Source organism: Acinetobacter schindleri, from assembly GCF_010918895.1.
GTDB lineage: Bacteria > Pseudomonadota > Gammaproteobacteria > Pseudomonadales > Moraxellaceae > Acinetobacter > Acinetobacter schindleri.
In genome coordinates this window covers 404,816-430,550 of record NZ_CP044483.1, presented here as the reverse complement: position 1 = coordinate 430,550, position 25,735 = coordinate 404,816, and the positions used below count along the sequence as shown (strand labels likewise).

The following is a 25,735-nucleotide window of genomic DNA, read 5'->3' as shown; positions in this document are numbered from 1 at the left end:
AAGGTTGAACATATGAGTGTAGAGCAAAGGCATAGTTCTAAACTTTTAGTGGGGATTATTGGGGCTTTCGTTACTGTCGTGATTCTGGTATTTGCTTATCAGTGGTTCAGTGCATCTTCATCTCAGGAAATACCTGAACAGGAAACTGTAACAGTTACTCCTGCTCAAGAGCCTATTAAGACTGAGGCAACAGCTCAAGTAGCTCCAATTGAAACAGAAGCAAATCTTGCCAATCGATTGGTACAGGACGATCTCATTAAAGCTCCAGTACCTGAAAACCCTGCACTGGCCAAAGAGGAAATCTCCCGTCTGGAAGATATCCAGTCACAGCTAGATGAGCAAAAAGCCATGCTAGATGCTCAGCATAAGGATGCCGATGAACTGATCAGGCTGAAGGAAGAACAGATCAAGCTGCTGGAAGCCCAACTTGCAGAAAATTCATAATTTTTGATCAAATAGTTCGCTAGAATATTCCACAATCTTCTAGCGATGCTTTCTTATGCCCAGCGCAGCCCCTTCTGATCTGATTAAAGCCATCCTTTTGCTTACCTGCTCGGCTTTGCTGTTCTCTATGATGGGGGTGTGTATTCGTTATGCTTCACATACGGTTGATAACGCAACTGTCGTATTTTTCCGTAATGCGGTAGGTATGTTGTTATTCCTACCTTTGCTGCTCAGTAAAGGTGTTGGTTTCTTTAAAACTGAAAAGTTATGGATGCATGTCTGGCGTTCTGTGGTGGGTTTAATGGCAATGTATGGTTTCTTCTATGCCATTGCCCATCTCAAGCTGTCTAATGCCATGGTGTTTACCTATTCCTCTCCAATTTTCATTCCTTTTATTGCCTGGCTATTTTTAAAAGAAAAGATCACCAAAGCGATGCTGCTTGCCGCTGCTATCGGATTTATTGGTGTCTTGTGTGTAACAAAGCCAGATTCGGGGCTGTTTAATCTCATGTCAGTGATTGGACTCAGTGCCAGTTTTTTAGCAGCTATGGCTTTTGTCACTGTACGTGCGCTGACAGATACTGAACCACCAGAACGAATCGTGTTCTATTTTTGCTTTATTGGCACACTGGTTTCAGTGATTCCGATGTTCTGGCACTGGCGCCCTTATCATCTGACTGAACTGGCTTATCTGATTGCAGCAGGCGTTTTGGCTAATATTAGCCAGATCCTGATGTCCAATGCCTACAAGCTGGCACCTGCCGGACAGATCGGACCTGTCAACTATGTGGCGATCATCTTTGCCGGAATTTGGGGCTATATCTTCTGGAAAGAAATCCCCGATCTTATGAGCCTGCTTGGACTGGCTCTGATTTTCTCAGCCATTTTACTGTGTAGCCCCCTATTACAAAACCACTTTAAACGAAATCATCCGTCCTCTTAAAGGCAGCAATAAAAAAGCACCCGTAGGTGCTTTTTTAATATCCGGTGTTAGTGATACCAGCCGAACAGCTTGAACAGGTAGGGTACATAGGCAATGATCAGCATTGCTGGCAGTAATACAATTACTGGTAGAATCCAACGCTCATAGCGGTAATAGAAGGACAAATGTCGTACCTCTGCATCTGCTTCTGCCACTTCAGCATCGCCAATCGACTGCCGGGCCAGCAGATGATTCAGTGCTACTGGTGGCGTCACATACCCTAGTTCAAAGCCAATCAGGGTGATCATCCAGAAATGTACCGGATGAATACCATATTGGTACGCTACGGGTGCTACCGTTGCGGAAATCAGAATCACGGCGCCGAACGGATCCATGATCATGCCCACAAAGATCATCAAACCAACAATCATAGTAATGACCAGAATCGTGCTGTTTATATCTGTCGGGAAAGCTTCCATGATTTCCAGACGTTCCAGCAAACCGCCAACGCTGACAGACAAAGCCATCAAAATGACCAGTGCACCGATATGCCCTACTGTTTCACTGCTGGAGATATGCATGGATTTCCAGAAACCGAACTGACGTAAGGATGAACCAGGTGACGATTCAGGCTGTGCCGCTGTACCACCAATCCCATTCAGATTCATATTAAGACTTTCATCCCAATGTCCTACTGGTGGTATTGGTGCAGGGTGATGGCGCAGTTTGTCATACAGTACAATCATTAACAAAATGACTGGCATCATCACTGGTGCAGTGAACTCGTTCAGATTGGTCGACAATGCATATTTGTAGAACATCCAGATCAGTACAAAGATCACGATGTATGGAATCACAGCCAGGAAGGCACGACCTGATTGTGGTGCTGCTACGCCTGCTGGGGCAATACGAAACTTGCTTTCAGCAAAAAACAGTGAAATTACCAGGAACAGGGTCGAACTTAGTAAGAATACATACACACCGTAGTGATACAGCAAGTCTGTTGTTACTTCTTTATTTAATGAGGCTACAACCACAATCAATAGACATGGACGTAATACGACACCCAGAGAACCCGACATGGCAGTAGCTGCCAAGGCAAACTGACGGCGACCGCCGGCATTCCAGACTTCCTTATAGATAATCGCACCAGCAGCAATCACGAAGATCCCTGATGCGCCGGTATAAGCGGTTGGCAATGCAGCTGCCAACAGGATTAACCAAGTCAGGGTTTCCGGTGCCAGATTCCATGGACGCAGAATATTCAGGAACATGTCCACGACACGGGTCTGTTTCAGCAACATACCGGCCCAGATAAACAGTGCCAAGTTCAGGAAGATGCTAGAGAACTCGACCAGCTGACCTAGATAAATCCCTTGCCCCATTGGATAATCCATGAAGAAGGTAAAGTTAATCCCGGTACTGATGGCCATATAGGCATACAGCGGTACGCTCAGGAAAGCCAGACCAAAACTGCCGCCTTCACGGGTAGGCTTCGGCAGCTTAATCACCTGGAACAAGCTGATCAGGGTTAAGGTGCTAAACAGAATCATCCACAGCCAGTAGATATATTTCATCTCTCCCATGGCCACGCCAGAGTTCAGTACTGACTGATACTGGCTATAGGAGGAGAATGCCAGGAAAGCATTCGCGACGAGCATAGCCAGTGTATAGACCCGGAAATCAATTTTGGTGGCTGGGCTACGCAGGCCAATATGATGAGTTTTTAGGGTCGCACTGATAGCAGCAAATACCACCATAATCACCAGCAGCAACGCACGGTTTTCCACACCAAACTTGAACAGACCAAAGAAACTGGTTTCAAAGCTACGGTAAGCACGAATACTCGGATGAGCATTGATATGATTTATGGCCTGGGTATAGAAAGCATGAGACTCTTCACAAACCTGTTGCGCCTGCATGACTGCTGCACGTACATCCGCCTCGGAACGCACGCCAAAAAAATCGGCATATTCATCGGCAGCATCAGCTTTCATCTGCTGTTGGACACGGCTATCGACATCGATGTTCCGTTCACATTGCGGTCGGGTTGGTTCAGCACGTAGGAATGAATACTGCATCCCCGTAGCTGGGTCGCCATAAAGCCGTTCGCCCATACGCAGCAATTGCCCATGGATCATTTCACCAGTACCAATGACAAGAGTCAGCAACAGCAAAACCAGTACGACGAATGTCGAGATCCATTCTGTCCAGATATAACGCAACAGACCTAGTCCCGATCTGTTTTCAGCATCATTTTGCATGTGTATTCCTATTGTTATTCTCTGGGAATGTCCACCATACCTGGCTTCTCTTTCCCTTTGTCTTGTAAGTCCGATTTACAGACCAATCTGATTATTATGCTTCTGACTCTGCACCAGACTGTGCAAAATGAAAATGACAATTTGCATTTTCTTTTTTGTTATTTATGCCAACTGCATCATTGATCCAGCCAGTAATTACCAATGATATATAGATTAGCTACTACAATCCCCCAGATCACACCCAGCAAATGCGCTTCAACCAGTACCGGACTACCAATCAATTGGGCCGTGCCCTCACTGCCGATGGTATTTTCCCAGACCAGCTTGGCAAAAATCAGAAACAATACCAAGGCCGCAAAACTGCGTTCTTTCTTATACAACAGATGCACACAGGCCACGGCGGCATACGCACCATGCAAGACACCCGACAGTCCAGCATAAGCCTCAATATCTGGCAGGAAATAATAAAAGCTAAGACTGATCAGCGGAGGCAAGACCAGTAGAATACTGACGAAGTTCCACACCGAAACACGTGGAAAGATAAAGGGCAAGCAGATAAAGGCCAGCATATTCAGGAAATAGTGTGTCCAGCCAACGTGCACCCAATGTGCCGTCCACAGCCGCCAGGGCTCACTTATCAGGCTAGCTTGCCAAAAGATAAAACTATCTTTAAAAATCTGCAGCCATGCGCAGAAAGCAACAAAGACTGCCAGAAAGACAATCTTGTTACGAAGATAGTGATCATGCATCTGCATCGCTTAGTCCCTTAGCGTATGTCAATTTAGGTTCGCCTTAACGTACGGACCCGACTGGATCAGGAATCCGCATTAAACAGCTCATCAAGGTCAGATGCTGTATCCGCTTCATCCCAGAAACGTTGCATGCCATCGTCTCCAGTACGAACGCCGGTATGCTCGGTCCAGTAACGGTCTGCAATGCCACCCACCATAATCGAAGCCATACTGTCGATCAACTTGAATTGTGGATTCACCGGTTTTTCATCAGAACGTGCCTGTGCAAAAGTTTTCAGCGCATCACGCAACTTGGCATCATCACCTGATGCCTGAGCAGCTACGGCATAAAGTGCATGTGATAAACGCACACCTTTCTGTTCACCAATCTGGGTCGACTGTTTCAAGGTCTGATATGGATCCGGCTTGCCATCACCTGCGCCTGGCAACAAGGTCCAGATCACAGCACGTGTAGCATTTGGTGCGCCCCAGAATTTTTCATTGTTCAGACAGGTCATCCCGCGTTCTACCACAGCAGCGATGTCCTTCGGTACCTGCACCGCTCCACCCGAGTTAATATCATTGGTCATGGCTTGTAGGCCACTGAGCATGCCCAGCAGATAGACAGTCTGTTCTGTATCACCCTTCAAGGTTGGGCAACTCTCACCCAGCGCGACATTATATTTTTTCTCGTAACGCTTCTGGAACATCTGATAACCGGTATATTGACGCTGTGCAGCCAATGCCGCCCAACGTTTCTGCTCTACGCGAGCATCCTGCGCCTCAGTAACCTGATTGGCTTTAGATGCACGCATATAGCGTAGTTCGGCATCTAGTGCTTTCTGCTCCGCACAAATACCGGCTGCAGAGTACATCAGTACGGCAACCCGGGTTGGATCCGCCCCCATCTCCTTGGTTGACATGATCGCTGGTGTTAAGGCATTGCCTGAATTACACACCATTTCTGCATCATCCATCGCCAGAATTGGTGGCACTATATGTTTTTCAGTGAAACTCAGCGCCACATTGGCACCCGTTTTAATCACCTGTGAGCAACCTGTTAAAGCCGTTGTTGTTATTACTATGGCCGCCATACCCTGGCATATTTGTTGGACTTTTGACATTTTCCTGTCCTCTATAATTGTGATTATGTCCATGCTGCTAAACATAGCAGATGAACTATATGAATTAAAGAGTATTTACTCTAAATTAGATGAGTCACTTTGCCATTGATTACCGGTTCTGCAATTGACTTGATCGAAAGAAATACTGAATTTTGGGCAAAAAAAAGTAGCATTGCGACGGTTCAGCACATGCTACTTATTAACTGGGAAAGCTTTAACTTATCGTTTTAGCTTGTTAATGTGATTGAGTTGAAATTTGTTCCCTAACTATAGTGCCGAGTCGTCCAATGACCAGTGCCAGAATTACCGCGATTACTGGAAATATCCACGTTGGAAATTCCATATTAATCTCCTCTGTTGACTTCGGTGATTCAAATGTACCTGTTTAAAATAAAAGCAATTAAGAAAATTGTCAGACAATTCAAATATTTTCCGAAGAATTATGTGAATTGTCTGACAAAGGATCAGTATATAAAGATAAGAATTTGAAAAATATATAATTTTAATTTTGATGAAAATACCGATTGTCTGGCAATCAGATCATTTTCGTAAGGACTTTCAATGACTTCCATTGTTGTGTTGGTAACTGGTCACACCAGATCAGCAATGGCGGTACTTTGGCATGCTGAAAATACACCACCAGATAAGCTTGGTGATCAATCACATGACTGATCTGGGCACGCTGTATGCGCTGATCATGATGGTTAATGGTCCATTCCCGACCATCCAGATATTCAAACTGGGCGATCTGCGGACGCTTGCGATAAAACAGATGATAGATGATCAGTCCTGCAACCAGACAGATTCCCCATAGCCATAAGGGCAGTAACTGGTACATCACAAACATCAACACAATAAAAATGAAAAACTGAAACGCAAGTGCAAGCAGGCTGCGTTTCAGCTGATAACAACGATTATCCATGAACGTAGTGTTTAAGCTTGTTAATAAACTCACGTAATTCAGGACGTGGCGGTTCGGATACTTCCATAAACCAGTCCAGCAGGTCCGGGTCTTCTTGCGCTACGAGTTCAGCAAACATTTCTTTTTCAAATGAGTCTGCTGTCAAATAGCAGTTTTTGACATAGGGATCAAAATACACATCCAACTCTTTAAGACCACGACGTGCGCGGTAAATCACTTTACGCTCTTCCAGGCTGATGTCTTCAGTCATCATATTTCCCCAACGTGTTAAAAACATGAGTAGTTTACCTAAGCGCCAAGTAATTTTCGAGGGAATTGGCGGAAAGCATCAGCATTATCTGTATTTTGTACATTTCGCACATTGTCCCCAGATAGACCCTGCCCTTATGTTCATGAGAACAATAACCAGAACAAGGAATCCTGATCATGCAATCTGCTGCGATTCGACCACTGCCGCATCTTTTACCGCGTACTTTGTTTAATGCTGAGCATGATGCTTTCCGCGAGACGGTGCGCAAATTCTATGAAAAGGAAGTCATTCCGCATACCGAACGCTTCGAACAGCAACAACACGTAGATCGCGAGCTGTGGAATAAGGCAGGAAGCCTAGGGCTACTTTGCCCGACTTTACCAGAACAATATGGTGGTTCAGGTGTGGATCGGCTTTACAGTATGATTCTGATTGAAGAACAAGCTTATGCCGGTGATTCAGCAACCGGTTTTTCCCTGCATTCCGATATCGTGGCGAATTATATTCTGAATTTCGGCAATGAAGCACAGAAACAGCAATGGCTAGCAAAAATGGCCAGTGGCGAAGTGATTACTGCGATTGCGATGACTGAACCCGGCACAGGTTCAGACCTTCAGGCTGTACGCACCAGTGCCGTGTTGGAGAGTGATGAGTATGTGATTAATGGCTCGAAAATATTTATCACCAACGGTTATCTTTGCGATATGGCAATTGTAGTGTGTAAAACAGGCGATAGTGATAAAGGCTCAGCAAATCTGTCATTGATCATGGTGGAAGCTGACCGTGCTGGTTTTAGTAAAGGCAAACCGCTGAATAAAATCGGCATGAAAGGCCAGGATACCTGTGAACTATTCTTTGATAACGTGCGTGTTCCTAAAGAAAATTTATTGGGTATGCCCGGTATGGGTTTTATGATGCTGATGAAAGAACTGGCTTGGGAACGCCTGATTGTGGCAATGATCTGTCAGGCAGGCGCTGAAGCTGCTTTCGCGCATACGGTGAAATACACCAAGGAACGTCAGGCTTTTGGCAAACCTATCTCAGCATTTCAGAACACTCGTTTTAAGTTGGCTGAACTACGTACTGAAATCGAAATCTGTCGAGCCTATCTGGATTGCTGTATGCAACAACAATTACAGCAACAGCTAGGCGTAGATGCAGCTGCTGCCGCAAAATACAAAATTTCAGAAATGTTCAGTAAGGTAGTCGATGAATGTCTGCAACTACATGGTGGATATGGCTATATGCTGGAATATCCAATTGCTCGCGCCTACATCGATCATCGTGCGAACCGTATATATGCTGGAACCAATGAAATTATGAAAGAATTGATCTCACGAGCAATTTAATTCAGATATATAAACAGATAAAAAAAGGAGCATTTAATGCTCCTTTTCTATAGGTTCAGATATTAAGATACCAGACGTGGTTTAACTTTTTTGCCGTTAACTTTTCCCTGTTCAACTTTAGATTTAAACTGAAGAATATCATCCTCGAAAGTTGCAGTTTTAAGATCTTTACGGTCAGCTAAATAATTATTGCTGACACGCCAAGGGCCATGCTTACCTTGTTTTGGCATGACGTTTGCGGCACGGGCAATATAACCTGAGGTCAGGCTGCCCATCACCGTATCGTCGAGTAACTCTGTAGCATTACCTTCTGGTAATACCTCATCAAAACCGTTCATGTCCATATAGTTCAGCAGACGGCAGATATATTCGGCTGCAATGTCTACTTTCAGTGTCCAAGATGCATTGATATAGCCAATAATCAGCGCCATATTCGGAATATCACTCACCATCACGCCGCGATACAACATATGTTTAGAGGTATCGATGGGCTTGCCATCGATGGAAGCCTGCATCCCGCCCAAAATCTGAATATTTAATCCTGTTGCTGATACGATAATATCGGCGTCAAGATGTTTACCGGATTTAAGCTGAATACCGGTTTCCGTAAATTTCTCGATATGGTCAGTCTCTACCGATGCACGACCTTCACGTAAAATTTTGAATAAATCTCCATCCGGTACCACGCACAGACGCTGATCCCAAGGCTCATAGTCCGGGGTAAAATGTTTCATATCCACCTTACCCTTAAGCTGGAACTTCACCGCATTTAAAAGCAGCTTTTTAAGCAATTTCGGCTGTTTCTGCGCCAGGGCATAAATCCCGCGCTGCATACCAATGTTTCGTGCACGGGTAAGCTTATAAGCCATATCTTCAGACAGATACTTACGCATCTTGTCATAGACCATATCAATGGAGGGTACCGAAGCAATATAGGTCGGTGAACGCTGCAACATAGTCACATGGCCTGCTCCACCTTTGACCATCGCTGGAACTAACGTAATAGCAGTTGCACCACTACCAATAATTACCACTTTTTTACAGCTATAATCGAAGTTCTCAGGCCAATGTTGCGGATGAATAAAAGTTCCTTTAAATGCATCCTGATTTGGAAATTCTGGTTGAAAACCTTGGTCATAATTATAATAACCAGTACAACCCAAAACAAAATTCGCTACCCAGGTTTCAGTCTTACCTTGAGCATTTTCTATTTTCACTGACCATTTATGCGTATGCGTATCATAATCGGCATTTAAAACACGGTGCTGATAGTGAATTCTGGATTCAAGTTTGAATTCTTCTACTACTTCAGACAGATAGTTTTTAATTGATGCACCGTCAGCCAACACACTGGCTTTTTTCCAAGGTTTAAAATTAAAGCCAAAAGTCGACATATCAGAATCTGAACGGATGCCCGGATATTTAAATAAATCCCAAGTACCACCTACACTTTCCCGACGTTCAATAATTTCAAAAGAACGCTTCGGACAATTTTTAGAGAGATGTGCTGCTAAACCAATTCCCGAGATGCCGGCACCCACAATTAAGATATCAACCTGTTTTTCCATATTCTTCTTTTCACCCAAGTTTGTCATTTATTTTATTAAAGCACAAAACTGACAATACTCCATGTCAAGTTTGTATGTTTGCCCTATTTTTTTTATCTTTTGGGGACAATTTTATAGCTAAACCGATCATCAATTTATAAAAAGATAAATTTTAGGTATTAAAAAAGGCCGGTTTATTCAACCGACCTTTCCGAACAACGTTTGCTGCTCTTCACGAAATTAGTTAACTTCGCGATCTACTAGCTCAACGTAAGCCATCGGTGCAGCATCACCTGCACGGAAGCCCGCTTTAAGAACACGTAGATAACCGCCGTTACGCTCTTTGTAACGAGGGCCAAGAACGGTAAATAATTTACCAACAGTTGCAGCTGAACGAGTACGAGCAAACGCCAAACGACGGTTTGCTACTGTATCGACTTTAGCTAAAGTGATTAAAGGCTCAGCAACACGGCGTAATTCTTTTGCTTTAGGCACAGTTGTTTTGATCAACTCGTGCTCGAACAAAGAGTTAGCCATGTTTTGGAACATCGCTTTACGATGACTGCTTGTACGGCCTAATTTCACACCACTATTACGATGACGCATGGTGATAGTCCTACTTAATTAACGGCTACGATAGGCGAAACGATCGTCCATACGGAGACTAGCTGGTGGCCAGTTCTCTAAACGCATGCCGAGTTGTAAGCCTTTAGAAGCCAGAACATCTTTGATCTCAGTAAGCGATTTTTTACCCAGGTTAGGAGTTTTAAGTAACTCAACCTCAGTACGCTGTACAAGATCACCAATGTAGTAAATGTTTTCTGCTTTCAAACAGTTAGCAGAACGAACAGTTAGCTCTAGATCATCTACTGGACGAAGCAAAATCGGATCAACTTCTTCACGAGGTTCTTGAGCAACAGGAGCTTGATCTTTCTGAAGGTCAACAAAGATTGCAATTTGTTGTTGCAAGATTGTTGCCGCTTTGCGGATTGCTTCTTCAGGATCAACTGTACCGTTGGTTTCAAGATCAATGATCAGTTTATCAAGGTCAGTACGTTGTTCTACACGAGCATTTTCAACTGTGTAAGACACACGTTTGATCGGGCTGTAAGAGGCATCTAACTGTAAACGACCCACTGGGCGAGTCTCGCCTTCTGGGAAACGTGAGTCAGAAGTCTCGTAGCCACGGCCTTGAGCCACTTTCAGGCGCATCTTAAGATTGCCTGAAGCACTTAATGTGCCGATCAAGTGTTCAGGGTTAACCACTTCAACATTATGAGGTAAACGAAGGTCAGCCGCAGTTACATCGCCTGGACCTTGTTTCTCTAATGTTAAATAAGCTTCATTTTGATCGAACAGCTTAATAGACAATCCTTTTAGGTTCAGCAAGAGCTCGACGATGTCCTGCTGCAAGCCTTCCAAAGTACTGTACTCGTGCTCAACACCTTCAATCTCAACTTCAACCACAGCAGCGCCAGGCAAAGAAGACAGAAGGATGCGACGTAAAGCATTGCCCAGAGTATGACCAAAGCCACGCTCTAAGGGTTCTAGAATAACTTTTGCCGAGGTCCCGCTTGCCGCTTCGACCTTGATCGCTTGCGGAGTTAGAAACTCATTTGCAGTACGCGTCATATTGCTACCTCAAGGATTATTTAGAATACAATTCTACAATCAAGCTTTCGTTGATTTCAGCAGGTAAATCAGAACGATCCGGTGCAGCTTTGAACGTACCTTCTAGTTTAGAATGATCTACTTCCATCCAAGAAGGAATGCCACGTTGAGCAGCTAATTCAATTGCGTTTTTGATACGTAATTGTTGTTTAGCGCCTTCGTGAACTGCAATCACGTCACCAGCTTTAACTTGGATAGACGCGATGTTAACGCGACGGCCATTTAAAGTGATTGAACGGTGAGATACTAACTGACGAGCTTCAGCACGTGTAGAACCAAAACCCATGCGATAAACAACGTTATCAAGACGGCTTTCAAGTAACTTTAACAAGTTCTCGCCAGTTGCGCCTTTAACACGAGCTGCTTCTTTATAGTAGTTACTAAATTGACGCTCTAAAACACCGTACATACGACGTACTTTTTGTTTTTCACGTAATTGTAGTGAGTACTCAGATTGTTTGCTGCCACGCGCACCACCGTGTTGGCCAGGCGCTTTAGCATGTTTTTTAGTCTTAACGTCAAATGGTTTAACGCCAGATTTTAATTGCAGGTCTGTCCCTTCGCGGCGAGAGAGTTTGCATTTTGGACCAATATAACGAGCCATGAATGTTTCTCCTTACACGCGACGTTTTTTAGGTGGACGGCAACCGTTGTGAGGAATTGGAGTCACATCGGTAATGCTATTAATTTTATAACCCACTGCACCTAAAGCACGAACCGCAGATTCACGACCTGGACCAGGGCCTTTAACAAGGACGTCCAAGTTTTTCAAACCGTAATCCAAAGCTGCTTTACCAGCAACTTCAGCAGCTACCTGAGCAGCGAACGGAGTTGATTTACGTGATCCACGGAAGCCTTGTCCACCTGAAGTGGCCCAAGCCAGTGCATTACCTTGACGATCGGTAATAGTCACAATGGTGTTATTAAAAGAAGCGTGAATGTGTGCAACACCTTCAGAGACGGTACGAGTGACCTTCTTGCGTGTGCGAGTATCTTTAGCCATCTTTTAGCTTCCAGAAATCTTATTTCTTAATTGGTTTGCGCGGACCTTTACGGGTACGTGCGTTAGTTTTGGTGCGTTGACCGCGGACAGGCAAGCTGCGACGATGACGAAGACCGCGGTAGCAGCCTAAATCCATTAAACGTTTGATGTTCATGGAAATTTCGCGACGTAAGTCACCTTCGGTCGGAACCTTGGCAACTTCTGCACGAATCGCATCAAGCTGAGCGTCATCTAATTCACGGATCTTAGTCGTTGGAGCAATACCTGCAGCAGCTAAGATAGCTTTTGAAGTATGGCGACCAATACCAAAGATATACGTTAGAGAGATAACAGCATGCTTGTTATCCGGAATGTTTACACCGGCAATACGAGCCATTCAATTTTCTCCAAAAAGGCAGTAGAGATAATCAACCGCCCCACAAAAATCTTGAGGGGCGGATAATAACCTAATTCGCCTACTGAAATCAACAGGTCTTGATCAGATTAACCTTGACGCTGCTTATGACGAGGTTCTGCGCTACAAATTACGCGGATAACCCCATTACGACGGATAACTTTACAGCTACCACAAATTTTCTTTACAGAAGCTTGTACTTTCATGATGAAACCTCTAAGTGCACTATCCCTTAGGATGAGCAGTCGTTTTTCTCATTAATGTTTGATTGTCATACTGGTGCGAAGTGAGATGTGCTTGTAGCTGAGCCATAAAGTCCATCACCACCACTACCACGATTAGCAACGATGTTCCGCCCAAGCTGAATGGAATACCAAACGAGCTCTGCAAGATCATCGGCATTAAACAGATGACAGTGATGTAAATCGCGCCAATGAAGGTCAAACGATTGAGAATATGATCTAAGTAACGAGCAGTTTGCTCACCTGGACGAATACCAGGCACGTAAGCTCCGCTGCGTTTCAAGTTTTCTGACACTTCTTTCGGGCTAAATACTAGCGCAGTATAGAAGTAACAGAAAAAGATAATTAACGCACCAAAGAGCACCAAATACAACGGCTGACCAGGCGACAACACCAATGCCAAATCTTGCAGACTACGCTTGATAATTCCTGCATCAGGATCTGCACTGCCAACCCACTGACCTAAGCTCGCTGGGAACAAAAGCAATGAACTTGCAAAAATTGCAGGAATCACACCGGCCATATTAATTTTTAATGGTAAATGTGTCTGCTGTGCAGTAAATACGCGACGACCCTGCTGCTTCTGAGCATAGTTGACCGGAATACGACGTTGCGCCTTCTCGATAAACACAATTGCTGCAAGCACGGCGATGGATAACAATGCAAATATCGCCAGACCAATAAGACTAGACTGACCATTATCGACAGAAGTCAGGGACTGCATAACCAAAGTTGGCAGACCTGCAACAATACCTGCGAAGATGATCATAGAAATACCATTCCCCACCCCACGCTCGGTAATCTGTTCACCCAACCACATCAGGAACATGGTCCCCGCAACCAATGAGGTTACCGCAGGAACATAAAAAGCCAGACCAGAGGTCAGGGTAATTCCCTGGCTGATCAAGCCCGCGCACATACCGACCGCTTGCACAAATGCAAGGAACAGTGTGCCCTGTCGTGTGTATTGATTTATTTTACGTTTGCCTTGCTCGCCTTCTTTCTTTAAAGCTTCCAGCGAAGGAACGACTGTTGACATCAGCTGCACGATAATCGATGCAGAGATGTATGGCATAATCCCAAGAGCAAGAATAGACATTCGCTCCAATGCACCACCAGAGAACATGTTAAACAAACCAAGGATCGTACCTTGGTTTGCATTAAACAAATTCTCCAGCGCAGCATTGTTAATGCCCGGTACTGGAATATGTGCTCCCAGTCGAAACACCAACAACGCACCAATGAGAAACATCATTCGACGAATAATTTCACGGTATTTCACATGAAATGGTTGGCCTTTCATCATGTTGACATGACCTGAAGAACTAGGAGACATAGACACTGGAGATTACTCCTCGACTTTACCGCCAGCAGCTTCAACAGCAGCTTTAGCGCCTTTAGTCAACACAACACCTTGTACAGTGAATGCGCGAGTAATTTCACCAGAAAGTACGATACGTGCACGAGTCATGTCTTTACGTACAACGTTCGCAGCTTTTAAAGTTTCTAGAGACACGATGTCACCTTCAACTTTAGCAAGCTCAGATAAACGTACTTCAGCAGTTTTCAAAGCCTGTTGGCTAGTGAAACCGAATTTAGGCAAACGACGATAAAGTGCTGTTTGACCGCCTTCGAAACCTGGACGAGTACCACCGCTCTTACGTGAGTTTTGACCTTTGACACCACGGCCACCGGTCTTACCAACGCCAGAACCGATACCACGGCCTAAACGTAGGTTGTCACGCTTAGCACCTTCTGCAGGTGCAATAGTATTTAAACGCAGAGTCATGGCTTATTCCTCTACACTAACCATATAGTAGACTTGGTTGATCATACCACGGTTAGATGGAGTGTCTAACACTTCAACAGTATGACCAATACGACGCAGACCTAAACCTTTAAGGCTCAGCTTGTGATTTTTCAAGCGATGCGATGCAGATTTAGTCTGGGTAACTTTAATCGTTTTCATGATTATTACCCTTGAATTTGTTCTACTGAAAGACCACGTTTCGCAGCAACTTTCTCAGGAGAAGTCATATCACGCAGACCTTTAAAAGTCGCGTTAACTACGTTAGCAGCGTTAGTAGAACCGTAACATTTAGCAAGTACGTTGTGTACACCAGCAGCTTCAAGAACGGCACGCATAGCGCCACCAGCGATTACGCCAGTACCTTCAGAAGCAGGCTGCATGTAAACACGGCTTGCACCGTGACGAGCATTCACAGGGTGTTGTAAAGTCGTACCAGCAAGATCTACAGTGATCATGTTGCGACGAGCAGCTTCAAGTGCTTTAGAAATAGCAGCTGGAACTTCACGTGCTTTACCACGACCAAAACCTACGCGACCATTACCATCACCTACCACAGTCAATGCTGTGAAAGAGAAGATACGACCACCCTTAACAACTTTGGCTACACGATCAACGGCAACCAGCTTTTCAACAAGACCTTCGTTTTGTTCAACTTTAGCCATGATTAGAACTCCAAGCCGTTTTCACGAGCAGCATCAGCCAAGGCTTTGATACGACCATGATATTTGAAACCAGAACGGTCAAATGCAACTTTAGTTACACCAGCTGCCTTAGCGCGTTCTGCGATTAAAGCACCTACTTTTTGAGCTGCTTCAACATTACCAGTTGTACCAGCACGTAGAGTAGCGTCTAGCGTAGAAGCTTGCGCTAATACTTTGCCACCATCTGCTGAGATAACTTGAGCATAGATGTGACGCGGAGTGCGGTTTACACACAAACGAGTCGCACCCAATGCACGGATGTGCAAGCGTGTGCTTTTCGCACGACGCAAACGGGATTGTTTCTTTTCGTTCATAAGAACCTCGCGCCTTATTTCTTCTTAGCTTCTTTACGAAGTACAACTTCGTCAGAATAACGAACACCTTTACCTTTATACGGCTCTGGTGGACGGTAACCACGGATTTCCGCAGCAACTTGACCTAATTTTGCTTTATCAGCAGATTTTAGGATAATTTCAGTCGCTGTAGGAGTTTCTGCAGTTACACCTTCAGGAAGGTTGTAGTCAATCGGGTGAGAGAAACCAAGGTTAAGGTTAACAATGTTACCTTTAACCGCAGCTTTATAACCAACACCGATAAGTTGTAACTTACGTTCGAAACCTTCGCTAACACCTTTAACAAGGTTGTTAAGCACAGCGCGAGCAGTACCAGCCTGCATCCAAGCGTCTTTAGATTCAGCTTTAGGAGCAATAACTAGAGTACCGTCTTCCTGTTTTAGCTCGACCAGCGCATGCAGGTTGAAAGACAATGTACCTTTAGTGCCTTTCACTTCGACCTGCCGGCCGTTCTGAGTAACTGCTACACCGTTAGGTACAGTTACTGGGGCTTTAGCCACACGAGACATGAGGAATCACCTATTAAGAAACAAAAGCAATAACTTCACCACCAATGCCTGCAGCACGTGCAGCGCGATCAGTCATGATGCCTTTGCTTGTAGAAACAATTGCAATACCTAAACCTTGCTTAACGCTTGGAAGTGCATCTTTACCGCGATACTGACGTAGACCTGGACGGCTTACGCGTTTCACAGTTTCGATAACTGGTTTGCCTTCAAAATATTTTAACGTAATTGTTAAAGTTGCTTTGCCTTCAACATCAGCAACTTCTACGTTAGAGATGTAACCTTCTTGTTGAAGAACGTTTGCAATAGCAACCTTCAACTTAGAATTAGGCATAGAAACAGTTTGTTTCTTCGCCATTTGTGCGTTACGAACACGTGTTAGCATGTCGGCAACGGTATCTTGCATACTCATTTATAGTGCTCCTTACCAGCTTGCCTTAACAACGCCAGGTACATCACCTTGCATTACTTTTTCGCGTACCATGTTACGGCTTAAACCGAACTTACGGAAGTAACCATGAGGACGACCAGTTAAACCACAACGGTTACGTAGACGTACTGGAGATGCATTACGTGGTAATGCTTGTAATTTCATCATCGCTTCGAAACGTTCTTCGTCTGACGCATTTACGTTAGCAATAACAGCTTTTAATTCAGCACGTTTTGCAGCGTATTTAGCAACAGTAGCTTCGCGTTTCAATTCGCGATTAATCATACCTTTCTTAGCCATTTCGACCTCTTATTTGAACGGGAAGCCGAATGCACGCATAAGCGCACGGCCTTCGTCATCGGTGCGAGCAGTCGTAGTGATGGTAATGTCCATACCACGAATACGGTCAATCTTGTCAAAATCGATCTCAGGGAACATGATCTGTTCTTTAAGACCCATTGAGTAGTTACCACGACCATCAAATGATTTCGCTGAGAAACCACGGAAGTCACGGATACGAGGAATCGCAATAGAGATCAAACGGTCTAAGAATTCGTACATGCGTTCGCCGCGTAAAGTAACTTTACAACCAATCGGCCAACCATCACGGATTTTGAAACCAGCGATAGATTTACGAGCTAACGTAAGTACTGGTTTTTGACCAGCGATAGCTTGCATATCAGAAAGAGCACCATCAAGGAGTTTCTTGTCAGCAGCAGCTGCGCCAACACCCATGTTGATAGTGATTTTAGTGATGCGAGGGATCTCCATCACATTCTTAACACCCAATTGTTCTTGTAATTGAGCTTTAAGTTCGTCGTTGTAACGTGCTTTAAGTCTGGCCATTGCCTTTTTCAACCTATTACTTCGCTACCGCCACTGATTCACCATTTGATTTGAATACGCGAGTTTTCACGCCATCAATCACTTGGTAACCAACACGGTCAGCCTTTTGGGTTGTAGCATTAAAAAGTGCCACGTTTGAGATGTGAAGAGAAGCTTCTTGAGTTACGATGCCGCCTTCAGCGCCAGTAGCTCGGTTAGGCTTCTGATGTTTCTTAACTAGGTTAAGACCTTCTACCTTCACTTGGTCATTTGAAACAGACAGAACAGTACCCTGTTTGCCTTTTTCTTTACCTGCGATCACAATTACTTGATCGCCTTTTTTAATCTTAGCCATGATTGCCTCTTATAGAACTTCAGGAGCCAATGAAATAATTTTCATGAACTGTTCAGTACGAAGTTCACGAGTCACTGGTCCGAAAATACGAGTTGCAATCGGCGCTTTGTTGTTGTTCAAAATAACAGCAGCGTTATCGTCGAAACGAATCACTGAACCATCTGGACGACGGATGCCGAATTTAGTACGAACCACAACTGCATTCATCACGTCACCTTTTTTAACACGTGCGCGTGGAATTGCTTCTTTTACAGTAACTTTAATAATGTCGCCAACAGAAGCATAACGACGATGTGAACCACCAAGTACTTTAATACATTGTACGCGGCGAGCACCACTGTTGTCTGCTACGTCGAGCATAGTTTCGGTCTGAATCATTGCCCTACTCCAAAACCGAGCATCACCGGTCGCAAATTCGAAAGGCTCAAAGAGTACTCGAATTTGACCGATGATGCAACAAGAACGTTAATTACTCAGCAGCTGCTTCAATAACTTCAACTAGAGTCCAAGACTTAGTTTTAGAAATTGGGCGGCTTTCTTTGATTGTTACAACATCACCAGTTTTAGCTGTGTTGTTTTCATCATGAGCATGTAATTTTGTTGAACGGCGGATTGATTTGCCATACAACGGGTGTTGAACACGACGTTCGATAAGCACAACAATAGACTTGTCCATTTTGTCGCTTACTACTTTGCCTGTTAACGTGCGGACTGTTTGTTCACTCATTGTCCGTTCCCCTGTTTTTCGGTAAGGAGGGTCTTGATACGAGCAATAGTCTTGCGAGTTAATTGCACTTCGTGCGATTTACCCAGTTGACCAGTTGCTTTCGCCATACGAAGACGGAATTGGTTAAGCTGTTGCTCATCAAGCAAAGCTGTCAACTCTTCTACCGACTTTTCACGTAGATCTTTAGTTTTCATTACATTACCGTCCGAGTCACGATAGTGGTTTTAAACGGAAGCTTAGCAGCTGCAAGCGTAAATGCTTCGCGAGCTAATTCTTCGTTAACACCATCAATTTCGTACAAGACTTTACCTGGTTTGATTTGGCAAACCCAGTATTCCACAGAACCTTTACCTTTACCCATACGAACTTCAAGAGGTTTAGAAGTAATAGGTTTGTCTGGGAAGACACGGATAAAGATCTTACCACCACGTTTAATACGACGGCTGATAGTACGACGCGCTGCTTCAATTTGACGCGCAGTCATTTGACCACGTTCAATTGATTTAAGAGCGATTGTACCGAAAGATACTGAACTACCGCGGTGTGCAAGACCAGTGTTACGGCCTTTTTGCACCTTACGGAATTTCATACGTTTAGGTTGCAACATGGATTATTCTCCTTTTTCAGCAGAACGATCATTGCGACGACCACGACGCTCTTGACCTTCACCACGACCGCGACCGCGTTTAGCTGGACGTTCTTCAGCTGGAGCCGGGTTCATGACTTGTTTCATGCCGCCCAAGATCTCACCACGGAAGATCCAAACTTTAACACCAATCGTACCGTAAGTAGTTTCAGCACGCATAGTAGCATAGTCGATGTCTGCACGAAGTGTATGTAGAGGTACACGACCTTCACGATACCACTCAGTACGAGCGATCTCAGCACCACCTAAACGGCCTGAAACTTCAACTTTGATACCTTTAGCGCCAGCACGCATTGTGTTTTGAACCGCACGCTTCATAGCACGACGGAACATTACACGTTTTTCTAATTGAGAAGCGATAGCTTCAGCAACAAGACGTGCGTCTAAGTCTGGACGATCGATTTCGTTGATGCTTACTTGCGCAGGAACACCCATGATAGATGTTAATTCGCGTTGTAATTTCTCAATGTCTTCGCCTTTTTTACCGATAACGATACCAGGGCGCGCAGTGCTAATAGTTACTTTAGCAGCGCCTGTAGGACGTTCGATAAGAATATTGCTGATCATTGCATTCTTAAGTTTTTTAGTTAAAAACTCACGAACTTGCAAATCTTTAAGCAAGTATTCAGCGTATTGTTTCGGACTCGCATACCAGTTAGCGTTATGACGTTTCACAACACCTAGGCGGATACCGATTGGATGAACCTTCTGACCCATATCAAACCCCTACCTTAACGGTAATGTGACAAGTACGCTTAGTAATACGATCTGCACGGCCTTTAGCACGTGGCATAATACGTTTCAGGCTCATGCCTTCATCAACGTAGATCGTAGAAACTTTAAGGTCGTCTACATCTAAACTGTTATTGTGTTCAGCGTTTGCAATTGCAGACTCTAACGCTTTCTTAACTAGGACTGCAGCTTTTTTGTTGCTGAAGTTCAAAATGTTAAGTGCGTGCGCAACAGATTTGCCGCGGATAAGATCTGCAACCAAACGAGCTTTTTGTGCCGAGATAGCGGCACCGCGTAATTTAGCAGTTACTTCCATCATAGCACCTATTAACGTTTAGATTTCTTGTCAACACCGTGACCACGGTAGGTACGAGTCGGTGCAAATTCACCAAGCTTGTGTCCAACCATATGTTCAGAGATGATCACTGGAACATGGTTACGGCCATTGTGTACAGAAATTGTTAAACCAACAAAATCCGGGAGGATCATCGAACGACGCGACCAAGTTTTGATCGGCTTACGGTTATTAGCCGCGATAGCCGCTTCAACCTTAGCGAACAAGTGCGCATCGACGAATGGGCCTTTTTTCAGAGAACGAGGCATTGTCAGATTCCTTTACTTGTTACTTAACGCGACGGTCGCGAATAATCATCTTAGTCGTACGCTTATTGGTACGTGTCTTGTACCCTTTAGCTTTTTGACCCCATGGGCTTACAGGTTGAATACCTTTGCTACGACCTTCACCACCACCGTGCGGGTGATCTACTGGGTTCATCGCCATACCACGAACGGTAGGACGAACGCCACGCCAGCGCGCTGCACCAGCTTTACCCAATGAACGAAGGTTGCTTTCTGAGTTAGATACTTCACCTAACACAGCGCGACATTCAACGTGTACTTTACGCATCTCACCTGAACGAAGACGGATGATAGCGTATGAACCGTCACGACCCAACAATTGAGCAGATGTACCAGCAGAACGTACTAACTGTGCGCCTTTACCGATTTTAAGCTCGATGTTGTGAAGAGTAGAACCGATAGGCATGTTACGAAGTGGTAAGCAGTTACCTGGACGAATTGGAGCATCGTTACCAGATTGTACTGAATCACCAGCGCGTAAACCTTTAGGCGCGATGATGTAGCGACGTTCACCGTCAGCATACTTCAACAACGCAATGTGCGCAGAACGGTTTGGATCGTATTCGATACGCTCAACTACAGCTGGGATGCCGTCTTTGTTACGTTTGAAGTCTACGATACGGTAGTGTTGCTTGTGACCGCCACCAACGTGACGAGTCGTAATGTGACCGTTGTTATTACGGCCGCCAGTACGTTTTTTAGCTTCAACTAGTGGAGCATAAGGAGCACCTTTGTGAAGATGGTCGTGAACGACTTTCTCTACAAAGCGACGTCCTGGAGACGTTGGCTTACATTTTTGAATAGGCATAGTTTTCGTCCTTATTCCGCTGCGCTTTCAGCGGCATCGCCCAAGTCAGCCATTTCTACATCTTGGCCAGCTTTCAGGGTGACGTATGCTTTTTTAACATCAGAACGACGTCCGATAGTTTTACCAAAGCGTTTAGTTTTACCTTTAGTGATCGTAGTGTTAACTTTAACAACTTGAACACCAAACAATTGCTCAACTGCTTTTTTGATTTCAAGTTTAGTTGCATCAGTAGCAACTTTAAAAACTTGAACACCAGCAGTTTCACCTAAAACTTGTGCTTTTTCTGAGAAAACAGGTCCTTGCAGGACTTGATATAAACGTTCGTTGTTCATCCGAGTTCTACCTCAATTTTCTTAGCAGCAGCTACAGACATAACAACTTTATCGAACGCGATCAAGCTAACAGGATCGATTGCAGTCGCATCAACCACATCTACGTGTGGAAGGTTACGAGCAGCTAGATACAAGTTCTCATCAACAGCATCAGTAACGATCAATGCACGAGTCGCATTTAAGTCGTTAAGTTTTGCAAGCAATTCTTTAGTTTTTGGAGCTGCAACAGCAAACTCTTCAACTAAAACTAAGCGATCTTGACGAACAAGTTCAGCCAGGATGCATTGCATAGCACCGCGGTACATTTTACGGTTTACTTTTTGAGACCAGTCTTGTGGACGAGCAGCAAAAGTTTTACCGCCGCCAACCCAGATTGGGCTACGAATAGAACCAGCACGAGCGCGGCCAGTACCTTTTTGACGGAATGGTTTTTTACCACCGCCAGAAACGTCTGCGCGTGATTTTTGAGCTTTAGAACCTTGACGACCACCAGCTAGGTAAGCTGTAACAACTTGGTGTACAAGAGCTTCATTAAATTCACGACCGAACGCAACTTCTGATAATTCAACAGCAGAGCCGGAAACAGTATTTAAATTCACGTTATTTCCCCTCAGGCCTTGATCGTAGGACGAACAGTTACGTCGCCACCAGTAGCACCAGGAACCGCGCCTTTAACTACTAGAACTGAACGTTCAGTGTCGATAGCAACGATTTCAAGACCCTGTGTAGTTACGCGTTCAGCACCTAAATGGCCAGCCATTTTTTTGCCTTTGAACACGCGACCAGGAGTCTGGTTTTGACCTGTAGAACCTAGAACACGGTGAGAAACAGAGTTACCGTGAGTAGCATCTTGAGTACGGAAGTTCCAACGCTTAACACCACCTTGGAAACCTTTACCTTTAGAAGTACCAGTTACGTCAACGATTTGACCTACTTGGAACAACTCAACAGTAAGCGTACCACCAACTTCACGACCTTCAAGCTCAGCTTCTGAAACGCGGAATTCTTGAACCAGACGACCAGCAGCAACACCCGCTTTAGCGAAGTGACCTTTCTGAGCGTTAGTTACGCGAGATTCGCGACGTTCACCAGTAGTGATTTGAATCGCTTGATAACCATCAGTTTCAAGCGTTTTGATTTGAGTGATGCGGTTAGGATCAACCTCAATCACTGTAACAGGCACAGAAACACCAGCATCTGTAAAGATACGTGTCATACCGCACTTGCGACCGACTAAACCAATAGCCATGTGCATAAACCTCTAAAAAAGCGGCCTAATTAACTTAGAGCGTTAATTAACCCGAAAGCCTTAACCCAATGCGATCTGAACATCAACACCAGCTGCAAGATCTAACTTCATCAATGCATCTACAGTTTTGTCTGTAGGTTGAACGATGTCGATCAAACGCTTGTAAGTACGGATTTCGTACTGGTCACGCGCGTCTTTGTTTACGTGTGGTGATGTTAAAACGTTAAAACGTTCAATGCGTGTAGGCATTGGAATTGGACCACAAACTTGTGCGCCAGTACGTTTTGCTGTTTCTACGATTTCTTGAGCTGATTGATCAATTAGACGGTGATCAAAAGACTTAAGACGGATACGAATTCTCTGGTTAGACATACCAGTAAACTCCAAGCCAAATATATAAAGAATCACTCTTGACGCATCTCACCCCACTAATTTTTGAGGTAAGTGTCAAGAGCAGTGAATTATCACTAAGGTCATGATCGATGCCACGACTGTAACGATAGTTAACTACTTTCTTCGCAGTTAACATCCTTCCTATCGAAGGGTGGCTTATTATAGCCATTGTTTAATGCATAAGCAAATGCCTTTTATAGTTTTCGTCTGCAAATCAATTTGGTTGCTAAATCAAGAGTTTGTTTTTCACCCGTCAAGCTGATTTCTCTACCACATATTCGATTGCGCGATTTAGTATTTGATTTCCTTCAATAAAATTAGATTTTGGGCTTTTTCTGAGCTCATGCACAGGCTGCACATATTTTCCTGAAAATTTTAGCAACTCATCTTCATCTTCTAAAAACAGGGCCAAGGTTTCCGGGGTTATTTCTGGATGGAACTGGAAACCGAGAACATTTTTGCCTAATTGATACATCTGGTTGCGACAGGCTTCATTTTCTGCCAGATGTACTGCCCCTTTGGGAATTTCAAAGGTCTCGCTATGCCACTGCATGATCCGGAATTTCTCAGGCAAACTAAAACAGTCTGCTGGCACATTAGCCACTTTACTGACAGACATCCACCCCAGTTCCTGTTCCGGGTTATAACTAACTGCTGCCCCCAAGGCATTGGCAATCAGCTGTCCACCTAGACACAAACCAATCGCTGGCTTCCCCTGAGACAAGTAACGACGTAACCAGCGTTTTTCTATTTTCAACCAGGGGAAATTTGCTTCATCATTTACACTCATGGTCCCGCCCATAATAATGAGCAAATCTACTTCTTCTACTGCAGGTAGCGCTTCTATTTCCAAAGGACGATCCACAGGTAAAGCAAAGAATTCAGTCGCTGTAATTTGCGCCTGATGCTGCTTTAAAAATTCATGACAACTACCGTAACCTTCACCAGCAATATGCTGAAAATAATGTACTCGTAAATGCGACTTCATGCGCTCGAACCTGTTCTTGTATCTATATAGGCTAGGTTTTGCAAAAATGAAGCCAACTTTTTATTTTATGTGAGGTTTTTAAACAATTGATAACGCAAGTAGCGCTAAAGCAAAGATTCTCTTAAGCTAAAGCTGTTTTTGACTCCAGATATGAGCTGCAGCATGAAAAAAAATCCTCAAACCGCCCTGATTCATGCACCACGAAAGGCCCCCCAGTACATTTCGACGGTTCAACCTCCCCTCTATCGTGCATCAACCATTATTTTTAACAATACCGATGCCCTGTTTAATCGCCATTGGACCGATGATTATGATTATAGCTATGGCACGCATGGTACCCCAACCACATTTACCTTAGGCGATAACATTGCCCAGCTCGAAGGTGGGCTCTACCATTTGCTTGCACCTAGCGGTTTATCTGCGATTAATCTCGTGAATTCCTGCTTTTTAAGTCAGGGAGAGGAAGTTTGGGTACCGGACAATATTTATGGCCCAAACATGGAGCATCTACGCAACCTGGAAACACGTTATGGCATTCAGGTACAAGTTTATAATCCATTATGCCTGGAAAGCTTTAATCCTTCAGATAAAGCCAAACTGATCTGGCTGGAAGCAGCTGGCTCAGTCACACTGGAATTTCCGGATTTAAATGGCCTCGTGAAGAAAGCTCAAGCACACAATATTCTGACTGCACTGGACAATACCTGGGGCGCGGGTCTGGCCTTTAATGCCTTTGATTTTGGTGATGAACACCTAAGTGTAGATTTATCCGTACATGCGCTGACCAAATATCCAAGCGGTGGTGGTGACATTCTGATGGGTTCAGTGGTCACGCGTGATAAAGAACTGCATCACCAATTGTTCCGCGCACATGCCATTCAAGGCATTGCTGTCTCAGGTGATGACGTTGCTCAGGTGCAACGTAGTCTTGCTTCCATGCAGCTGCGTTATGCACATCAATCCAGTAGTGCACTCAACATTCTCACCTGGTTAAAACAGCAAGCGGAGTTTGTGCAGGTACTGCATCCAGCCGATCCGCATAGCGCAGGTCATCAATATTGGAAAGAAATTTGCAAGGAAGGTCATAGTGCCGGCCTGGTCAGTGTAATTTTTGACAGTAAATATGAACTGCAAGATATCCGCAATTTTTGTGACAACTTAAAACTATTTAAGCTTGGTTTTAGCTGGGGTGGTCCTGTTAGCTTGGTCATGCTATATAACTTAAAAGATATGCGTGTGCTTGAACATTCACATTTGAAAGAAGGCTTCCTGGTGCGCTTCTGTATTGGATTAGAACATCCGGAAGATCTGATTGAAGACATTCAACACGCACTACAAAACATGAAAAAAGTTAAAAATGAATAAATAACAAATAGGA

38 protein-coding genes and 1 pseudogene are annotated in these 25,735 nt (G+C 44.4%); 4 read left to right on the top strand and 35 right to left on the bottom strand.

All coding sequences use genetic code 11. From position 1 onward, the window contains the following. Positions 1-12 precede the first annotated feature (12 nt). Together FSC11_RS02095 and FSC11_RS02090 are read left to right on the top strand one after the other, a co-directional pair. On the top strand, positions 13-444 hold the full coding sequence (locus tag FSC11_RS02095; RefSeq protein WP_163164843.1) for a hypothetical protein: 432 nt from the start codon (positions 13-15) through the stop codon (positions 442-444). Positions 445-499: 55 nt separating this feature from the next. Beyond that, a complete protein-coding gene (locus tag FSC11_RS02090; RefSeq protein WP_163164841.1) occupies positions 500-1,387 on the top strand; it encodes a DMT family transporter in 888 nt (295 codons plus the stop codon). A gap of 47 nt (positions 1,388-1,434) precedes the next feature. On the opposite strand, the gene FSC11_RS02085 is transcribed toward FSC11_RS02090, so the two are convergent. The 5 genes from FSC11_RS02085 to FSC11_RS02065 all read right to left on the bottom strand — a co-directional run bounded on the left by FSC11_RS02085 (position 1,435) and on the right by FSC11_RS02065 (position 6,657). Beyond that, complete coding sequence (locus FSC11_RS02085) at positions 1,435-3,630, bottom strand: TRAP transporter large permease subunit (RefSeq protein ID WP_163164839.1); 2,196 nt, start codon at positions 3,628-3,630, stop codon at positions 1,435-1,437. Positions 3,631-3,806: 176 nt separating this feature from the next. After that, entirely contained in the window at positions 3,807-4,385 is a 579-nt protein-coding gene (gene rrtA / locus FSC11_RS02080) for a rhombosortase (protein ID WP_081405842.1), read from the bottom strand. Between the two features lie 59 nt (positions 4,386-4,444). Further along, entirely contained in the window at positions 4,445-5,485 is a 1,041-nt protein-coding gene (locus FSC11_RS02075) for a hypothetical protein (RefSeq protein ID WP_163164837.1), read from the bottom strand. Between the two features lie 535 nt (positions 5,486-6,020). Continuing rightward, on the bottom strand, positions 6,021-6,407 hold the full coding sequence (locus tag FSC11_RS02070; RefSeq protein WP_163164836.1) for a hypothetical protein: 387 nt from the start codon (positions 6,405-6,407) through the stop codon (positions 6,021-6,023). Continuing rightward, positions 6,400-6,657 carry an FAD assembly factor SdhE gene (locus tag FSC11_RS02065; protein ID WP_163167696.1) on the bottom strand — a complete coding sequence of 86 codons (258 nt, stop codon included), beginning with the start codon at positions 6,655-6,657 and terminating at the stop codon, positions 6,400-6,402. The genes FSC11_RS02070 and FSC11_RS02065 overlap by 8 nt, the downstream gene beginning before the upstream one ends. A 176-nt stretch (positions 6,658-6,833) precedes the next feature. Here FSC11_RS02065 and FSC11_RS02060 point away from each other — a divergent pair, with 176 nt between their 5' ends. Continuing rightward, positions 6,834-8,006, top strand: a complete 1,173-nt coding sequence (locus FSC11_RS02060; RefSeq protein WP_163164835.1) for an acyl-CoA dehydrogenase family protein — start codon at positions 6,834-6,836, stop codon at positions 8,004-8,006. 62 nt (positions 8,007-8,068) lie between these two features. Here FSC11_RS02060 and FSC11_RS02055 read toward each other — a convergent pair whose 3' ends face one another. The 30 genes and pseudogenes from FSC11_RS02055 to FSC11_RS01910 form a co-directional block, all read right to left on the bottom strand. Further along, entirely contained in the window at positions 8,069-9,574 is a 1,506-nt protein-coding gene (locus FSC11_RS02055; RefSeq protein ID WP_163164834.1) for a flavin-containing monooxygenase, read from the bottom strand. Between the two features lie 219 nt (positions 9,575-9,793). Further along, on the bottom strand, positions 9,794-10,159 hold the full coding sequence (gene rplQ / locus FSC11_RS02050) for a 50S ribosomal protein L17 (RefSeq protein WP_004786886.1): 366 nt from the start codon (positions 10,157-10,159) through the stop codon (positions 9,794-9,796). A gap of 18 nt (positions 10,160-10,177) precedes the next feature. Continuing rightward, positions 10,178-11,185 carry a DNA-directed RNA polymerase subunit alpha gene (locus tag FSC11_RS02045; protein ID WP_004809777.1) on the bottom strand — a complete coding sequence of 336 codons (1,008 nt, stop codon included), beginning with the start codon at positions 11,183-11,185 and terminating at the stop codon, positions 10,178-10,180. A 16-nt stretch (positions 11,186-11,201) separates the two neighbouring features. After that, positions 11,202-11,828 (bottom strand): 30S ribosomal protein S4, encoded by a 627-nt coding sequence (gene rpsD / locus FSC11_RS02040; protein ID WP_004809780.1) that lies wholly within the window; start codon positions 11,826-11,828, stop codon positions 11,202-11,204. 12 nt (positions 11,829-11,840) lie between these two features. Further along, the gene (gene rpsK, locus FSC11_RS02035) at positions 11,841-12,227 is read right to left on the bottom strand and encodes a 30S ribosomal protein S11 (RefSeq protein ID WP_001040166.1); all 387 of its coding nucleotides are present in this window, start codon (positions 12,225-12,227) and stop codon (positions 11,841-11,843) included. A 19-nt stretch (positions 12,228-12,246) separates the two neighbouring features. Beyond that, on the bottom strand, positions 12,247-12,603 hold the full coding sequence (gene rpsM / locus FSC11_RS02030) for a 30S ribosomal protein S13 (protein ID WP_004281492.1): 357 nt from the start codon (positions 12,601-12,603) through the stop codon (positions 12,247-12,249). A 107-nt stretch (positions 12,604-12,710) separates the two neighbouring features. Next, positions 12,711-12,827, bottom strand: coding sequence for a 50S ribosomal protein L36 (gene rpmJ / locus FSC11_RS02025; RefSeq protein WP_000867907.1), 117 nt, complete (start codon positions 12,825-12,827; stop codon positions 12,711-12,713). A gap of 19 nt (positions 12,828-12,846) precedes the next feature. Beyond that, positions 12,847-14,166 carry a preprotein translocase subunit SecY gene (secY, locus tag FSC11_RS02020; protein ID WP_171056626.1) on the bottom strand — a complete coding sequence of 440 codons (1,320 nt, stop codon included), beginning with the start codon at positions 14,164-14,166 and terminating at the stop codon, positions 12,847-12,849. Positions 14,167-14,211: 45 nt separating this feature from the next. Beyond that, entirely contained in the window at positions 14,212-14,652 is a 441-nt protein-coding gene (gene rplO / locus FSC11_RS02015) for a 50S ribosomal protein L15 (protein WP_004809786.1), read from the bottom strand. A gap of 3 nt (positions 14,653-14,655) precedes the next feature. Further along, positions 14,656-14,832: a 50S ribosomal protein L30 gene (gene rpmD / locus FSC11_RS02010; RefSeq protein WP_004809788.1), complete on the bottom strand. Its 177-nt coding sequence runs from the start codon at positions 14,830-14,832 to the stop codon at positions 14,656-14,658. A gap of 5 nt (positions 14,833-14,837) precedes the next feature. Then, positions 14,838-15,335 carry a 30S ribosomal protein S5 gene (gene rpsE / locus FSC11_RS02005; RefSeq protein WP_004657688.1) on the bottom strand — a complete coding sequence of 166 codons (498 nt, stop codon included), beginning with the start codon at positions 15,333-15,335 and terminating at the stop codon, positions 14,838-14,840. A 2-nt stretch (positions 15,336-15,337) separates the two neighbouring features. Beyond that, entirely contained in the window at positions 15,338-15,688 is a 351-nt protein-coding gene (gene rplR, locus FSC11_RS02000; RefSeq protein WP_004281497.1) for a 50S ribosomal protein L18, read from the bottom strand. Positions 15,689-15,702: 14 nt separating this feature from the next. After that, positions 15,703-16,236 (bottom strand): 50S ribosomal protein L6, encoded by a 534-nt coding sequence (gene rplF / locus FSC11_RS01995; RefSeq protein WP_004809790.1) that lies wholly within the window; start codon positions 16,234-16,236, stop codon positions 15,703-15,705. 13 nt (positions 16,237-16,249) lie between these two features. Further along, positions 16,250-16,645 (bottom strand): 30S ribosomal protein S8, encoded by a 396-nt coding sequence (gene rpsH / locus FSC11_RS01990; RefSeq protein ID WP_004809793.1) that lies wholly within the window; start codon positions 16,643-16,645, stop codon positions 16,250-16,252. A gap of 12 nt (positions 16,646-16,657) precedes the next feature. Further along, positions 16,658-16,963 carry a 30S ribosomal protein S14 gene (rpsN, locus tag FSC11_RS01985; protein WP_004809795.1) on the bottom strand — a complete coding sequence of 102 codons (306 nt, stop codon included), beginning with the start codon at positions 16,961-16,963 and terminating at the stop codon, positions 16,658-16,660. Between the two features lie 9 nt (positions 16,964-16,972). After that, entirely contained in the window at positions 16,973-17,509 is a 537-nt protein-coding gene (rplE, locus tag FSC11_RS01980; RefSeq protein ID WP_004809796.1) for a 50S ribosomal protein L5, read from the bottom strand. A gap of 16 nt (positions 17,510-17,525) precedes the next feature. After that, positions 17,526-17,843 (bottom strand): 50S ribosomal protein L24, encoded by a 318-nt coding sequence (rplX, locus tag FSC11_RS01975; RefSeq protein ID WP_004809797.1) that lies wholly within the window; start codon positions 17,841-17,843, stop codon positions 17,526-17,528. A gap of 9 nt (positions 17,844-17,852) precedes the next feature. Continuing rightward, complete coding sequence (gene rplN / locus FSC11_RS01970) at positions 17,853-18,221, bottom strand: 50S ribosomal protein L14 (RefSeq protein ID WP_001982634.1); 369 nt, start codon at positions 18,219-18,221, stop codon at positions 17,853-17,855. Positions 18,222-18,312: 91 nt separating this feature from the next. Further along, positions 18,313-18,570 (bottom strand): 30S ribosomal protein S17, encoded by a 258-nt coding sequence (gene rpsQ, locus FSC11_RS01965; RefSeq protein WP_004809803.1) that lies wholly within the window; start codon positions 18,568-18,570, stop codon positions 18,313-18,315. Next, on the bottom strand, positions 18,567-18,764 hold the full coding sequence (gene rpmC / locus FSC11_RS01960) for a 50S ribosomal protein L29 (RefSeq protein WP_004786915.1): 198 nt from the start codon (positions 18,762-18,764) through the stop codon (positions 18,567-18,569). The genes rpsQ and rpmC overlap by 4 nt, the downstream gene beginning before the upstream one ends. Further along, positions 18,764-19,177, bottom strand: a complete 414-nt coding sequence (gene rplP, locus FSC11_RS01955) for a 50S ribosomal protein L16 (protein WP_004809805.1) — start codon at positions 19,175-19,177, stop codon at positions 18,764-18,766. Before rplP ends, rpmC begins: the two co-directional genes overlap by 1 nt. Continuing rightward, a pseudogene (rpsC, locus tag FSC11_RS01950) lies at positions 19,156-19,933 on the bottom strand (30S ribosomal protein S3). Before rpsC ends, rplP begins: the two are co-directional and overlap by 22 nt. A gap of 1 nt (position 19,934) precedes the next feature. Beyond that, positions 19,935-20,264 (bottom strand): 50S ribosomal protein L22, encoded by a 330-nt coding sequence (rplV, locus tag FSC11_RS01945; RefSeq protein WP_001982638.1) that lies wholly within the window; start codon positions 20,262-20,264, stop codon positions 19,935-19,937. A gap of 11 nt (positions 20,265-20,275) precedes the next feature. Continuing rightward, positions 20,276-20,551 (bottom strand): 30S ribosomal protein S19, encoded by a 276-nt coding sequence (rpsS, locus tag FSC11_RS01940; RefSeq protein WP_004673001.1) that lies wholly within the window; start codon positions 20,549-20,551, stop codon positions 20,276-20,278. Positions 20,552-20,570: 19 nt separating this feature from the next. Then, entirely contained in the window at positions 20,571-21,395 is an 825-nt protein-coding gene (gene rplB, locus FSC11_RS01935) for a 50S ribosomal protein L2 (RefSeq protein ID WP_004809807.1), read from the bottom strand. 11 nt (positions 21,396-21,406) lie between these two features. Continuing rightward, positions 21,407-21,727, bottom strand: a complete 321-nt coding sequence (rplW, locus tag FSC11_RS01930; protein WP_004809809.1) for a 50S ribosomal protein L23 — start codon at positions 21,725-21,727, stop codon at positions 21,407-21,409. Continuing rightward, a complete protein-coding gene (gene rplD / locus FSC11_RS01925; RefSeq protein ID WP_004786925.1) occupies positions 21,724-22,326 on the bottom strand; it encodes a 50S ribosomal protein L4 in 603 nt (200 codons plus the stop codon). The genes rplW and rplD overlap by 4 nt, the downstream gene beginning before the upstream one ends. 11 nt (positions 22,327-22,337) lie before the next feature. Next, positions 22,338-22,976 carry a 50S ribosomal protein L3 gene (gene rplC / locus FSC11_RS01920; protein WP_004809812.1) on the bottom strand — a complete coding sequence of 213 codons (639 nt, stop codon included), beginning with the start codon at positions 22,974-22,976 and terminating at the stop codon, positions 22,338-22,340. Positions 22,977-23,036: 60 nt separating this feature from the next. Continuing rightward, a complete protein-coding gene (gene rpsJ / locus FSC11_RS01915; RefSeq protein ID WP_000070912.1) occupies positions 23,037-23,348 on the bottom strand; it encodes a 30S ribosomal protein S10 in 312 nt (103 codons plus the stop codon). Positions 23,349-23,622: 274 nt separating this feature from the next. Beyond that, positions 23,623-24,357 (bottom strand): type 1 glutamine amidotransferase, encoded by a 735-nt coding sequence (locus FSC11_RS01910; protein WP_163164833.1) that lies wholly within the window; start codon positions 24,355-24,357, stop codon positions 23,623-23,625. Positions 24,358-24,519: 162 nt separating this feature from the next. Here FSC11_RS01910 and FSC11_RS01905 point away from each other — a divergent pair, with 162 nt between their 5' ends. Next, positions 24,520-25,722 (top strand): PLP-dependent transferase, encoded by a 1,203-nt coding sequence (locus FSC11_RS01905; protein ID WP_048881821.1) that lies wholly within the window; start codon positions 24,520-24,522, stop codon positions 25,720-25,722. Positions 25,723-25,735 lie beyond the last annotated feature (13 nt).

Excerpts from the sequence above, each read along its gene's own strand:
- secY (WP_171056626.1), bottom strand. The coding sequence starts at position 14,166 with ATGAAAGGCCAACCATTTCATGTGAAATACCGTGAAATTATTCGTCGA.
- rplV (WP_001982638.1), bottom strand. The coding sequence starts at position 20,264 with ATGGAAGTAACTGCTAAATTACGCGGTGCCGCTATCTCGGCACAAAAA.
- rplF (WP_004809790.1), bottom strand. The coding sequence starts at position 16,236 with ATGTCTCGTGTGGCTAAAGCCCCAGTAACTGTACCTAACGGTGTAGCA.
- FSC11_RS01910 (WP_163164833.1), bottom strand. The coding sequence starts at position 24,357 with ATGAAGTCGCATTTACGAGTACATTATTTTCAGCATATTGCTGGTGAA.
- rplP (WP_004809805.1), bottom strand. The coding sequence starts at position 19,177 with ATGTTGCAACCTAAACGTATGAAATTCCGTAAGGTGCAAAAAGGCCGT.
- rplR (WP_004281497.1), bottom strand. The coding sequence starts at position 15,688 with ATGAACGAAAAGAAACAATCCCGTTTGCGTCGTGCGAAAAGCACACGC.
- rpsE (WP_004657688.1), bottom strand. The coding sequence starts at position 15,335 with ATGGCTAAAGTTGAACAAAACGAAGGTCTTGTTGAAAAGCTGGTTGCC.
- FSC11_RS02060 (WP_163164835.1), top strand. The coding sequence starts at position 6,834 with ATGCAATCTGCTGCGATTCGACCACTGCCGCATCTTTTACCGCGTACT.
- FSC11_RS02055 (WP_163164834.1), bottom strand. The coding sequence starts at position 9,574 with ATGGAAAAACAGGTTGATATCTTAATTGTGGGTGCCGGCATCTCGGGA.
- rplB (WP_004809807.1), bottom strand. The coding sequence starts at position 21,395 with ATGCCTATTCAAAAATGTAAGCCAACGTCTCCAGGACGTCGCTTTGTA.
- rpmC (WP_004786915.1), bottom strand. The coding sequence starts at position 18,764 with ATGAAAACTAAAGATCTACGTGAAAAGTCGGTAGAAGAGTTGACAGCT.
- rplQ (WP_004786886.1), bottom strand. The coding sequence starts at position 10,159 with ATGCGTCATCGTAATAGTGGTGTGAAATTAGGCCGTACAAGCAGTCAT.
- FSC11_RS01905 (WP_048881821.1), top strand. The coding sequence starts at position 24,520 with ATGAAAAAAAATCCTCAAACCGCCCTGATTCATGCACCACGAAAGGCC.
- rpsQ (WP_004809803.1), bottom strand. The coding sequence starts at position 18,570 with ATGAGTGAACAAACAGTCCGCACGTTAACAGGCAAAGTAGTAAGCGAC.
- FSC11_RS02085 (WP_163164839.1), bottom strand. The coding sequence starts at position 3,630 with ATGCAAAATGATGCTGAAAACAGATCGGGACTAGGTCTGTTGCGTTAT.
- FSC11_RS02095 (WP_163164843.1), top strand. The coding sequence starts at position 13 with ATGAGTGTAGAGCAAAGGCATAGTTCTAAACTTTTAGTGGGGATTATT.
- rpmD (WP_004809788.1), bottom strand. The coding sequence starts at position 14,832 with ATGAAAACGATTAAAGTTACCCAGACTAAATCTGCATCGCATCGCTTG.
- FSC11_RS02075 (WP_163164837.1), bottom strand. The coding sequence starts at position 5,485 with ATGTCAAAAGTCCAACAAATATGCCAGGGTATGGCGGCCATAGTAATA.
- FSC11_RS02070 (WP_163164836.1), bottom strand. The coding sequence starts at position 6,407 with ATGGATAATCGTTGTTATCAGCTGAAACGCAGCCTGCTTGCACTTGCG.
- rplW (WP_004809809.1), bottom strand. The coding sequence starts at position 21,727 with ATGAACAACGAACGTTTATATCAAGTCCTGCAAGGACCTGTTTTCTCA.
- rpmJ (WP_000867907.1), bottom strand. The coding sequence starts at position 12,827 with ATGAAAGTACAAGCTTCTGTAAAGAAAATTTGTGGTAGCTGTAAAGTT.
- rpsS (WP_004673001.1), bottom strand. The coding sequence starts at position 20,551 with ATGCCTCGTTCTCTGAAAAAAGGCCCATTCGTCGATGCGCACTTGTTC.
- rplE (WP_004809796.1), bottom strand. The coding sequence starts at position 17,509 with ATGGCCAGACTTAAAGCACGTTACAACGACGAACTTAAAGCTCAATTA.
- rpsD (WP_004809780.1), bottom strand. The coding sequence starts at position 11,828 with ATGGCTCGTTATATTGGTCCAAAATGCAAACTCTCTCGCCGCGAAGGG.
- rplO (WP_004809786.1), bottom strand. The coding sequence starts at position 14,652 with ATGACTCTGCGTTTAAATACTATTGCACCTGCAGAAGGTGCTAAGCGT.
- rpsM (WP_004281492.1), bottom strand. The coding sequence starts at position 12,603 with ATGGCTCGTATTGCCGGTGTAAACATTCCGGATAACAAGCATGCTGTT.
- rpsJ (WP_000070912.1), bottom strand. The coding sequence starts at position 23,348 with ATGTCTAACCAGAGAATTCGTATCCGTCTTAAGTCTTTTGATCACCGT.
- rrtA (WP_081405842.1), bottom strand. The coding sequence starts at position 4,385 with ATGCAGATGCATGATCACTATCTTCGTAACAAGATTGTCTTTCTGGCA.
- rplC (WP_004809812.1), bottom strand. The coding sequence starts at position 22,976 with ATGGCTATTGGTTTAGTCGGTCGCAAGTGCGGTATGACACGTATCTTT.
- rpsK (WP_001040166.1), bottom strand. The coding sequence starts at position 12,227 with ATGGCTAAAGATACTCGCACACGCAAGAAGGTCACTCGTACCGTCTCT.
- rpsH (WP_004809793.1), bottom strand. The coding sequence starts at position 16,645 with ATGAGTATGCAAGATACCGTTGCCGACATGCTAACACGTGTTCGTAAC.
- FSC11_RS02045 (WP_004809777.1), bottom strand. The coding sequence starts at position 11,185 with ATGACGCGTACTGCAAATGAGTTTCTAACTCCGCAAGCGATCAAGGTC.
- FSC11_RS02090 (WP_163164841.1), top strand. The coding sequence starts at position 500 with ATGCCCAGCGCAGCCCCTTCTGATCTGATTAAAGCCATCCTTTTGCTT.
- rpsN (WP_004809795.1), bottom strand. The coding sequence starts at position 16,963 with ATGGCTAAGAAAGGTATGATTAATCGCGAATTGAAACGCGAAGCTACT.
- FSC11_RS02065 (WP_163167696.1), bottom strand. The coding sequence starts at position 6,657 with ATGACTGAAGACATCAGCCTGGAAGAGCGTAAAGTGATTTACCGCGCA.
- rplN (WP_001982634.1), bottom strand. The coding sequence starts at position 18,221 with ATGATTCAGACCGAAACTATGCTCGACGTAGCAGACAACAGTGGTGCT.
- rplX (WP_004809797.1), bottom strand. The coding sequence starts at position 17,843 with ATGGCTAAGATTAAAAAAGGCGATCAAGTAATTGTGATCGCAGGTAAA.